This is a genomic window from Streptomyces sp. NPDC051940, assembly GCF_040680895.1.
GTDB lineage: Bacteria > Actinomycetota > Actinomycetes > Streptomycetales > Streptomycetaceae > Streptomyces.
The window spans coordinates 1-10695 of the sequence record NZ_JBFAXR010000064.1; the positions used below are offsets into that span (position 1 = coordinate 1).

9 protein-coding genes are annotated in these 10695 nt (G+C 73.2%); 4 read left to right on the top strand and 5 right to left on the bottom strand.

The genetic code is table 11. The annotated features are described in order from the left end of the window. Positions 1–256 precede the first annotated feature (256 nt). A complete protein-coding gene (locus AB0M28_RS23690) occupies positions 257–1381 on the bottom strand; it encodes an SDR family oxidoreductase (protein ID WP_365408297.1) in 1125 nt (374 codons plus the stop codon). 225 nt (positions 1382–1606) lie between these two features. Between AB0M28_RS23690 and AB0M28_RS23695 the strand changes: the two genes are divergently transcribed. Next, positions 1607–3067, top strand: a complete 1461-nt coding sequence (locus tag AB0M28_RS23695; protein ID WP_365408299.1) for a zinc-dependent metalloprotease — start codon at positions 1607–1609, stop codon at positions 3065–3067. Continuing rightward, a complete protein-coding gene (locus AB0M28_RS23700) occupies positions 3064–3591 on the top strand; it encodes an NUDIX hydrolase (RefSeq protein WP_365408301.1) in 528 nt (175 codons plus the stop codon). The genes AB0M28_RS23695 and AB0M28_RS23700 overlap by 4 nt, the downstream gene beginning before the upstream one ends. Positions 3592–3666: 75 nt before the next feature. Here the strand turns inward: AB0M28_RS23700 and AB0M28_RS23705 are convergent, their stop codons facing one another. From AB0M28_RS23705 to AB0M28_RS23720, 4 genes are all read right to left on the bottom strand, one after another. Continuing rightward, positions 3667–4425, bottom strand: a complete 759-nt coding sequence (locus AB0M28_RS23705; protein WP_365408304.1) for an AIM24 family protein — start codon at positions 4423–4425, stop codon at positions 3667–3669. A gap of 16 nt (positions 4426–4441) precedes the next feature. Further along, on the bottom strand, positions 4442–5128 hold the full coding sequence (locus tag AB0M28_RS23710) for an AIM24 family protein (RefSeq protein WP_365408306.1): 687 nt from the start codon (positions 5126–5128) through the stop codon (positions 4442–4444). An 11-nt stretch (positions 5129–5139) separates the two neighbouring features. Then, positions 5140–6795 (bottom strand): TerD family protein, encoded by a 1656-nt coding sequence (locus AB0M28_RS23715; RefSeq protein ID WP_365408309.1) that lies wholly within the window; start codon positions 6793–6795, stop codon positions 5140–5142. A gap of 100 nt (positions 6796–6895) precedes the next feature. Next, a complete protein-coding gene (locus tag AB0M28_RS23720) occupies positions 6896–7462 on the bottom strand; it encodes a M48 family metallopeptidase (protein ID WP_365408312.1) in 567 nt (188 codons plus the stop codon). A 483-nt stretch (positions 7463–7945) separates the two neighbouring features. Here AB0M28_RS23720 and AB0M28_RS23725 point away from each other — a divergent pair, with 483 nt between their 5' ends. Next, entirely contained in the window at positions 7946–9064 is a 1119-nt protein-coding gene (locus AB0M28_RS23725; protein ID WP_365408315.1) for a ThiF family adenylyltransferase, read from the top strand. After that, on the top strand, positions 9057–10424 hold the full coding sequence (locus AB0M28_RS23730; RefSeq protein ID WP_365408318.1) for an AarF/ABC1/UbiB kinase family protein: 1368 nt from the start codon (positions 9057–9059) through the stop codon (positions 10422–10424). The genes AB0M28_RS23725 and AB0M28_RS23730 overlap by 8 nt, the downstream gene beginning before the upstream one ends. The last annotated feature ends 271 nt before the right edge of the window (positions 10425–10695 follow it).

Genomic DNA, 10695 nt, shown 5'->3' on the forward strand with positions numbered 1-10695 from the left:
CACCCGCCGAGCTCACCCCCCCCGCCCCGCGTCCGGGGCCGCTCCGCCCGCCCGTGCCGCCCCCTGGCGGCCCAGCCGCCCGCAGCGGTGCGTCCCTCGCCGCTCGCAGGTGGCCGTGCGCCGCGATGCCGCTCAGCGGCCGCGGCGGACCCACCACCGCACGCTGCGGGCAGGCGTGCCGCAGGGCGGCACGGGTGGGCGCAGCGGCACCGCACCCGGGGACCCCCCGCGACCAGGGGGACCCGGTCACCGGAGGTCAGAGTTTGCCGCGCCGCGCCTTGCGGATCTGGCGGACCGCCGCCGCCGTGCCGAGGAGCGCGACCGTCGCACCCGCCGCCCCCGCGACCGTCGCGTCCTTGCGGCCGAGCCGCCGCCCGGCGACCGTGTGATGCCCGGACACCTCCGCGAGCAGCGCCGCCAGCGCCTCCTCGTTCGTCCACAGCGGGCGCCAGCCCGCATCGTGCAGGCGCGACCCGCTGACCACCCACGAGTGCATCGTGTACGCCAGGTCCCCCGCCGGCGACGGCGTGAGCCCCAGCCGGTGGAGCCGGGCCGCGGCGCCGAGGGCGACGGCGGAGGGGAGCTCCATCCGCCGGATACCCGTGAGCTCCTCCACCTCGTCCTGCTCGAGCCACCCCTCGCAGCCCACGGCGAGCTCCCCCTCGGCCTTGCCGAGGGCCGCGTACTCCAGCGCGGAGGCGAGGTCCTCCACGTGGCAGAACTGCCAGCACGGCCGCGAGCCCTTCACCACGAGCAGCCGGGGCGACTCGAAGTACCTGGTCAGCGGCGTGTCGACGCCGCCCACCAGGGCCGCCGGCCGGACCACCGTCACGTTGAGCCCCGGATGCGCCCGGGGCGCGCGCTTGGCGAGGCGCTCTATCTCGAGCAGGTCCCCGACACCCGTGGCCTCCTCCGTGGCCTTCAGCTCGGCGTCCTCCGACAGCGGCACGGGGTTCTCGGACAGCGCGCCGTACACCATGGCGGATGTGAGGAGGACCACGCGGTGCACGCCCGCGGCGGCGGCCGCGGTGAGCACCGTCTGCGTACCGCGCACGTTGTACGCCGTACGCGCGATCGCGTCGGTCTCCAGGTTCAGGTCGACGGCCAGGTGGACGACGACGTCCGCGCCACGCAGCTTCTCGGCGATGGCCGGATCCCGCACGTCCATGACGTGCCACTGCGCCCCGTCCGTCTCCCCGCGCCGCTCGTCGAAGGCGAGTACCTGCCTGACCTCGTCGGAGTCGGCCAGACGCGCCGTGAGCAGCGCTCCCACCCCGGTCGCGGCGCCTGTGACGGCGACCACGGGGCGGTGCGCCGGCACTGCTGCTGCGGTCTTCTCGGGGGTTCGCGCTGCGCGAACGTCTCGTTCCGGGGAACTCACCGGGCGGCTCCAGCTGTTGTTTTCAGTAGTTCCACCCCATCCTGCCCCAGGCTCGCAGCCGGTGCGGGGGCTTGGTGCCTGTCCGACAGGTCACGTCGTGTCCGGAGTCGTTCACCCGTCTCCTTCGCCGGTCGTGATCTGCCGTACAGGCCCTAGGCTGGATGTGTTGGAGGGCACCAGCTGCCGGCCCAGGATCGACAGGCGGCCCGACGAGCCGAGGACACCGTGAGTGACACCCCATTCGGATTCGGACTCCCCCAGGAGCCCGAGGACGGCGACGAGGGCAGGAAGCGCCCTGGCCAGGGCGGGCAGAACGACCCGTTCGGTTTCGGCTCGGGCGGCAGCGGCGACAACCCGTTCGCGGCGCTCTTCGGCATGGGCGGCATGCCCGGCGGCGGTGCGGGCGGCTTCAACCCCGCCGACCTCGGCGCCGCCTTCCAGCAGCTCGGCCAGATGCTGAGCTACGAGGGCGGCCCAGTGAACTGGGACATGGCCAAGCAGATCGCCCGCCAGACCGTCTCCCAGGGCACCCCCGACGGCACGAAGGACGCGAGCGTCGGCGCCTCCGAGCGGCACGCGGTCGAGGAGGCGCTGCGCCTGGCCGACCTGTGGCTGGACAGCGTGACCGCGCTGCCGTCCGGCGCGGGCACGGCCGTCGCCTGGAGCCGCGCGGAGTGGGTCGAGGCGACCCTCCCGGTGTGGCAGGACCTGGTCGACCCGGTGGCGGAGCGCGTGGGCAACGCGATGGGCAGCGTCCTGCCCGAGGAGATGCGGGCCATGGCGGGTCCGCTGATCGGCATGATGCGCTCCATGGGCGGCGCGATGTTCGGCCAGCAGATCGGCCAGGCGGTCGGCGTGCTGGCCGGCGAGGTCTTCGGCTCCACGGACATCGGCCTGCCGCTGGGCCCGGCGGGCAAGGCGGCGCTGCTCCCGCTGAACGTGAAGGCGTTCGGCGAGGGCCTCGGCCTGCCGGAGCAGGACGTACGGCTGTACCTCGCGCTGCGCGAGGCGGCCCACCAGCGGCTCTTCCAGCACGTGCCGTGGCTGAAGGCGCATCTGTTCGGCGCGGTCGAGGGCTACGCGCAGGGCATCAAGGTCGATACGACGAAGCTCGAGGACATCGTCGGCCAGTTCGACCCGCAGAATCCCGAGGAGCTGCAGCAGGCGCTGCAGCAGGGCATGTTCCAGCCGGAGGACACCCCGGAGCAGAAGGCGGCCCTGGCCCGGCTGGAGACCGCTCTGGCGCTCGTCGAGGGCTGGGTGGACGCCGTGGTGCACGCCGCGGCGGCCTCGCGGATGCCGTCCGCCGACGCGCTGCGCGAGGCGCTGCGCCGCCGCCGGGCCACCGGCGGTCCGGCGGAGCAGACCTTCGCCACGCTGATCGGCATGGAGCTGCGTCCGCGCCGGCTGCGCGACGCCTCCCGGCTGTGGGCCTCCCTCGCGGACGCCCGCGGTACGGACGGCCGCGACGCCCTGTGGGCGCACCCGGACATGCTGCCGACGGCCGCGGACCTGGACGACCCGGACGGCTTCGTGCACCGCGAGCAGCTGGACTTCTCCGAGCTGGACAAGATGCTCGGCGACGCGGCCCGGGGCGACGACGCGCCGGACGACGGCCCGTCCAAGGGTGACGGCCCGTCCAAGGACGACGGCCCGTCCGAGGGTGAGGACGGCTCCGGCAAGTGACCCTCTACGACGACGCCGTACTCGTACTGAAGGAATACGCCGGGCAGCCGGAGCTGCGTGACGACTATCTGCAGCATCTGGCCGACCATCCGGACGGGATGTGGAAGGACTGCAGCGCCGGCCATGTGACGGCCAGCGCGCTGGTCGTGGACCCGGCCGGGGAGCGGGTGCTGCTGACGCTGCACCGCAAGCTGGAGATGTGGCTGCAGATGGGCGGCCACTGCGAGCCGGAGGACGCCACGCTGGAGGACGCCGCGCTGCGCGAGGCGTGGGAGGAGTCGGGCATCACCGGCCTGGTCCTGCTGGGCGGCGGTCCGGTCCGGCTGGACCGCCATCCGATCCCGGGGCCGTGCACGCAGCACTTCGACGTGCAGTACACGGCGCTGGCGCCGGCGGGCGCGGAGCCGGAGATCAGCGACGAGTCGCTGGACCTGAGGTGGTTCTCGTACGACGACGCCGAGCGGCTCGGCGACTCGTCGGTGGCGGCGCTGGTCCGGGCGGCCCGGGAGCGCCTCGGCGGCTGAGCCGCGTGCGGGGCGGTCGAGCTGAGCACACGTAAGGGGCGATGTCCATGGACACCGCCCCTTACGTGTGTGGGTCTAGCGGTTGCTGAAGATGTTGTTCTGGTTCTGGCCGCGCCCGCCCTGCTGGCCCATGCCGAACTGGGCGGCCATGCCCTGGCCGATCACCGCGTTCTGCGGCGGCAGCTGCTCGCTGGGCTGGACGAGGGCGAAGCCCTGTCCCTGGAAGGCCAGCTCCCAGCCCTCACCGGTGTTGCCGCGCCGCCGCCAGACCCCCGACGAGGAGGTCTGCGACTGCATCTGCACCCGCAGCGAGCTCGTCCACGCGACGATGGCGTCGGCGTCCACGTTGACGTAACGCTCGGGCGTGACGGCCATCATCAGCGGCTTGCCGGAGGTCATCAGCACGAGCTTGCCGCGCCCGGTGATCTCCAGGTTGAACTTGCCGGAGCCGGAGATGCCGTACTGGCTGTCGACGGCGATGACGTCCCAGTGCAGGGACGAGTCCATCGCCAGGACGTAGCTGCTGTCGACGGTGACCGGCTCGCTGATCTCCACGACGTGCAGATACTGCGCGAGGTTGGCGAAGTAGACCGTGCCCTGGCCGGAGCATCGCATCAGCTCCAGCGACTCGCCGGCCTGCCGCTGCCGGGAGCGCCGGGCGTGGCCCTGGAACTCGCCGTCGAAGTCGACCATGCCCTGGTAGGCGACCATGGCGCCCTTGCGGGCGAGGATGTCGTTGCTGCCGTCGAGGTAGCAGCGCAGCATCTGCGCGTTCTGCAGGGCGTAACGCTCCTGCGACTGGTTCTCGACGTGTGCGAAAAGCGGACTCTGCATGATTTCCCGTTCCCCCTCAGCGCCGGATCCGCAGGCGGTCGGTCGAATCCTCGCTCGGCTGTACGACGACGAAGCCGCGGCCGGAGAAGCCGATCTGGAACGCCTCGCCGCTGCCGCGGCCGATCAGCGCGCCCATCTTCACGGTCTTCTTGGCCTTCACCTTCAGGTCCGTGGACCAGGCGACGAGCGCGTCCGGGTCGACGTACGTCTCGTCGTCGCCGCGGCTGGCGCAGTCGACGACGATCGGCGTGCCGCGCGAGGTGATCGCGACCCAGCCGGTGCCGGCGATCTCCACGTTCCACAGGCCCTGGCCGGCGAACCTGGCGAGGCCCTTGACCTTCTCCACGCCGAACTGCAGATGGGCGTCGAAGGCGAGCAGGTTGGTGCCGTTGACGGAGATCGCCTCGTTGTTGAGGTTGATGCAGACGACGTCCGCGCCGTAGTCGGCGAGATAGAGGATGCCGTCGCCGCTGCACTTCATCAGCGGCGCGCCCTCGCCGGTGAGCCACTGGGCGGCGGCCTGGCGGAGGGCCGGCGGGTTCGGTTCGTACTGGACGAAGCCCTCGTACGCGACCATCGAGCCGGCGCGCGCGTAGAGGTCCGCTCCGGTCTGGAGCACGGTCTTCAGCATGGCGCTGCCGTGGTTCTCCATCCGGGCGGTGATCGGGGTCGGGGCGTAGCCCGCGACGAGCTGCTGATCCATGGCGGGCTCCCTTAGACCTCGTAGGGCTGGACGACGATGAAGTTGCCGGGGGCGCCCCGGAACTGGAGGTTGACCGTCTCCCCGCTGTGTCCGGGGTAGGCGGTGCGGCGCAGCCGGACCTGGCTGGAGAGCACCACCTGGGCGGCGGCCGACCAGGCGACGATGGCCTGGCTGTCGCTGTACGTCGTCGGGGTCACCGGGAGGACGACGGGGGTGCCGTGCGTCTTCACGACGACGGTGCCCGTACCGGAGAACTGCATGGTGAACAGCGCGCCGCCGGGGATGCCGTGGCCCTCGATCCGCTTGACCTCGTACTGGAGGGTCTCGTCGAAGGCGAGGACGTTCTCGGCGGAGACGCAGATCGCGTCGCCCTGGAGCTCGATCGGGTGCAGGTACGAGGCGTCCTCGGCGAAGAAGATCTGGCCGCGGCCCTTGCAGTGCATCAGCTGCATCTCCTGGCCGGTCGCGTTCTGCGTGACGCGGCCCATGATCCCGGAGGACTTGTAGCTGAAGTCGACCTTGCCCTGGTAGAGCACCATGCTGCCCTGACGGGCCAGGACGCCCTGGCTCTGGCCGAGGCCGATGTCGGCGCGGACCATCTTGGCGTTCTGCAGCGTCCAGCGCTGGCCGGTCGGGGCCTCGCGGTAGGGCTCCATGGCCTTGGCGATGCCGAGCGGGGCGGCCTGCGGCACCGCGTACGCGCCGGGCTGGCCCGGGGCGCCGGGGGCACCGCCGCCGCCGAACGGGTTCGGCAGCGCGCCGGCGACGGCCGGCTGGGCCGGGGCGCCGGGCGGCGCGTACTGGCCGGGGGCCGGGGCTCCCGGCGGGGCGTACTGCCCGGGCGGGGCCGCGGGTGCGCCGGGCGGCGCGTACTGGCCGGGGGCCGGCTGACCGGGCGGGGCGTAGCCGCCGGGCGGCGGGGCCTGTCCGGGGATCTGGCCGGGCGGGCCCACCGGGGCGCCGAACGCCTGGGCGGGCTGGGGCGCGGCGGGCGCGCCGAAGGACGGCGCGGGCTGCGGGGCGGCGGGCGCCGGCGCCGGGGCGCCGAAGCCGGGGGCCTGCTGCGGAGCCGGGGCCGGGCCGCCGGCGGGCGGGGCGAAGCCGGGGGTCGCCGCGGGCGGTGCCGCCTGCTGCTGCTCCTCCAGCACCTCGCCGCCGAAGTTCTTCAGCAGGGCGTCGAGCCCGCCGTCGAAGCCCTGGCCGATCGCCGCGAAGCGCCAGACGTCCTTGAAGTAGAAGTCACCGATCATGATGGCGCGCTCGGAGGTGAACTCGGAGCCGCTGAAGGGGTACCGCGCCACCTCCTCCCCGCCCGCCACGATCCGGATGTAACCGGGTCCGATCTGGGACATCGTCCCCGCGCCGTCGATCGTCGCGGTGAAGGACAGCCGCCGGATCTGCTGCGGGATCCGGTCGACCGTCACCCGGAACGACTGGGTGTCGCCGGACTGCGCCCCGAGCTGCTGGATGGACTCCTCCGGCGACTTCGGCTGGTTGAAGAAGATGAAGTACCGGTCGTCGGAGAGCTGCTCGTTCGCGTCGAGTCCGAAGCAGCTGATGTCGAACGAGAGCCCCGGTGCCGCGATCTGTATGCCCACATACAGATCCGTCCCCGGAGTCAGATCACTGATCTTGGCCTTGTGGCCACGCTGGAATTGCCTGGTCATGCCGAACGACCGTCCCCCTCCGCGCCATTTCCCCTGTACGTCGCGCGCCGGGCGGATTCACGTGATCCGGTTGCCGTTGGTTCCGCGCGCTCGCGCCAGCCTAGCCCTTGTCCGACTGACCGGGAATGAAGGGCAGCGATTCCGTCGCGACGACCCCTTCCAGGAAACCGCGCGCCCGCTCCGTACGCGGATACGCCTCGAGCAGCTTCCAGAAACGGGGGCCGTGTCCGGGGACCAGCAGATGGGCCAGCTCGTGGACCAGGACGTAGTCGACGACGTACTCCGGCATGCCCTTCAGCCGGTGCGACAGCCGGATGCTGCCCTCGGCGGGGGTGCACGATCCCCAGCGGGTGTTCTGGTTGGTCACCCAGCGGACGCTGCTCGGCAGGGCGCGTCCGCCGAGATACTGCTCCGAGAGCTGCTCCGCCCGCTCGGCGAGCTCGCTGTCGCCGAGCATCCGCTTCTGCTCCTGGGCCTGCAGCTTGTCGAGCATCACCTCGACCCAGCGGCGCTCCTCCGCCTCGCTCATCCGGGCGGGGATCAGGACCACGGTGCGGTCGCCGTCGCGGTACGCGGAGACCGTCCTGCGCCTGCGCGCGCTACGCCGGACCTCAACCGCGCTCGTGGGCTTAGGTCCTGCTGCGGTGTGCTGATGGTCGGCAGGCACGCCTCGACGTTACATGTTGGGCGTGCCGGAAGTCCCGGTCCGAGGCCAGATCCGGGCGCTGCGCCACCTCAACTGGTCAGGCCTTTTACCAGCTTTCATCCGCAAAGTGTGATGAATCACCTCGGGTGGGCGGGGAGATCCGGACAGGGTGCGTGACCTTGACAGTGGATTTGAACGCGTTCAAGCTGGAGCGTGGCGCACGCTGGAGCCGTCCGGCGTGAGCTTGTACGACTAACGCCCCCAGCCTGTGGACAACTTTTCCGGGCAGGTCGGACCGGGGTGCACAGTGTTGCCCGCGAGGGGCCGCCGTCCCTCGCTCACGACGGGGGTGCGCGACGCGGCGCGCCCGGAGCGGACGGGGGAGCCATGCACGAGGAGCGGGAGACGCGGGGTGAGGGGGCGCCGGGGGCGGGGGCTCGGGGTGGTTCCGTGTCCGAGCCGGGCGTCGGGGGTGCGGTGGCGCAGGGGGCAGGGGGGCATCCCATGCTCAAGCCCGCGTTGCGGCGGGCCTGGCGGTCTGGGCAGACGGTGCAGTTCGGCATCACCCGGGCCGCGGCGCTGACCTTCGGGCCGATGGACCCGGCGACCGGCATGCTGCTGGAGCGGTTCACGGGCGCGCGGGGCATCGAGCTGCTGCGCCGGGAGGCCGCCGCGCTCGGCCTGCCCGCGGCCCACGCGGACCAGCTGGCGGGGGCCCTCGCCCGGGCCGGGCTGCTCACGGACGCCGCGGCCGGGGGCACGGGCGGAGCCCTGCTGCGGGAGCGGACCCCGGCCCTGGAGCGGCTCCGGGCGGACCTGGCCTCCCTGTCCGTCGTCCACCCCGAGGCGGACGCGGCGATGGAGCGGATGGCGGCGCGCCGCGCCCTGCACGTCCAGGTCAGGGGTGCCGGCCGGGTCGGGGCGGCCGTGGCCGCGCTGCTCTCGGCGGCGGGCGTGGGCCGGGTCGAGGTGCAGGACGGCGGGAGCGTGGAGCCGTGGGACGTGGGCCCCGGCGGGCACAGCGCGGAGCGGATCGGTGAGCGGCGCGAGACCTCGGCCCGCCGGGCGGTGCGGTCGGCGGCCCCGGAGCCGCGGCGCCCGGCCGCCGGGCGCGGGGCGGCGCCGGTGCCCGCGGCGCTGGTGGTGATCGCGCCGCGGGACGGGCTCGGCGCGTACGCCCCGGACCCCGGAGCCGCCGGGGAGCTGATGGCCGCCGGCGTCCCGCACGTGTACGCCGGTGTTCTGGAGGGCACGGGCGTGGTGGGCCCGCTGGTCCTGCCCGGCGGCACGGCGTGCGCCGGGTGTGTGGCGGCGGCCCGCGGCGCGGAGGAGCCGGAGTGGCCCCGGCTGCTGGCGCAGTGGCGGTCGGCCGGCCGGGGACGGGGGGTGCACGCCTGCGACATCGCGTTGGCGACAATGGTGGCGGGACTGACAGCGAGCCACGCCCTGACGTTCCTGGACGGGCAGCTGCCGCCCGTGACGGGAGCGCGGGTGGAGCTGACTCTGCCGGCCCTCGAGCCGGACATCAACAGACTGGAACCGTATCCGGGTTGCGGCTGCGGCGCGGCATCGACGGCCGCGCCCGCCGGGGCCGGCCGGGAAGCTGGAGGGGCACGTGTCTGAACTTCCTCGCAAGGCGGTGACGCGGACGGCGAAGCTGGCCGCGCTGCCCATCGGCTTCGCCGGCCGGTCGGCCTGGGGCCTGGGCAAGCGGATAGGCGGGCGGTCCGCGGAGATCGTGGCCCGTGAGCTGCAGCAGCGCACCGCGGAGCAGCTGTTCAAGGTGCTGGGCGAGCTCAAGGGCGGGGCGATGAAGTTCGGGCAGGCGCTGTCCGTCTTCGAGTCGGCCCTCCCGGAGGACATCGCCGGCCCCTACCGGGCGGCGCTGACCAAGCTGCAGGACGCCGCGCCGCCGATGCCCGTGAGCACGGTGCACCGGGTGCTGGCCGAGCGGCTGGGCGAGGACTGGCGCGAGCTGTTCGCGTCCTTCGAGGACACACCGTCCGCGGCGGCGTCGATCGGCCAGGTGCACCGCGCGGTGTGGCACGACGGCCGGGAGGTCGCGGTCAAGGTCCAGTACCCGGGGGCCGGGGAGGCGCTGCTGAGCGATCTGACCCAGCTCGCCCGCTTCTCCCGACTGCTCGGTCCGCTGATCCCGGGTATGGACATCAAGCCCTTGATCGCCGAGCTGCGCGACAGGGTCTCCGAGGAGCTGGACTACGGGCTGGAGGCGCAGGCGCAGAAGGCGTACGCCGCGGAGTTCGCCGACGATCCGGACGTCTTCGTGCCCGATGTGGTGCACCAGGCGGACCAGGTGCTGGTCACGGAGTGGATGGACGGGGTTCCGCTGGCCGCCCTGATCTCCGGCGGCACCGAGGAGGAGCGGAACCGGGTGGGCCAGCTGCTGGCGCGCTTCCTCTTCGCGGGCACGGCCCGCACGGGGCTGCTCCACGCCGACCCGCATCCGGGGAACTTCCGGCTGATCAAGGAGGGTGCCCCGGAGGAGTGGCGGCTGGGTGTCATGGACTTCGGGACGGTGGACCGGCTGGCGGACGGTCTGCCGTCGACCATAGGCGACTCCCTGCGCCTGGCCCTGGCCGGTGAGGCCCAGGAGGTCTACGAAACGCTGCGCGCGGAGGGCTTCGTCAAGCCGGCGATCACCCTCGATCCGGACGCGGTGCTGGATTATCTGCTGCCCATCATCGAGCCGGCGGGGGCGGAGGAGTTCACCTTCACCCGCGCCTGGATGCGCACCCAGGCGGCGCGGATAGCCGATCCCCGCTCCCCCGCCCACCAGTTGGGCAAGCAGCTGAACCTCCCGCCGTCGTACCTGCTCATACACCGGGTGACGCTCTCGACGATCGGCGTGCTCTGCCAGCTCAACGCCACGGTCCGCATGCGCGACGAACTCCTGGACCACCTCCCGGGCTTCGCCGCGGCGTCGACATCGGCGAAGGAGGACGCAGCCCGCTCCAGCGCATGAGACGGCGCCCGCGCCAGGGAGCGGGGGGCTCGGGGGCGGAGGCTGCGAGCGGGACTTGGGGCTGGGCCCGGGGGCCGGGTTCCGAGCGCCGGGTCCGGGGGGATGGGAGACGGTTCCGAAAGCCGGGTCCGGGTCGGGTCCGGTCGGAGGCACGAGGCCCGAGGCGGGGTCGGAACCCGAGGCCCAGGGCGGGGTCGGAGGCCCGAGGCCCAGGGCGGGGCCATGGCCCGGAGGCCCGGGGTGGGGTCGGAGGCCTGGGGCCCGGGGCGGG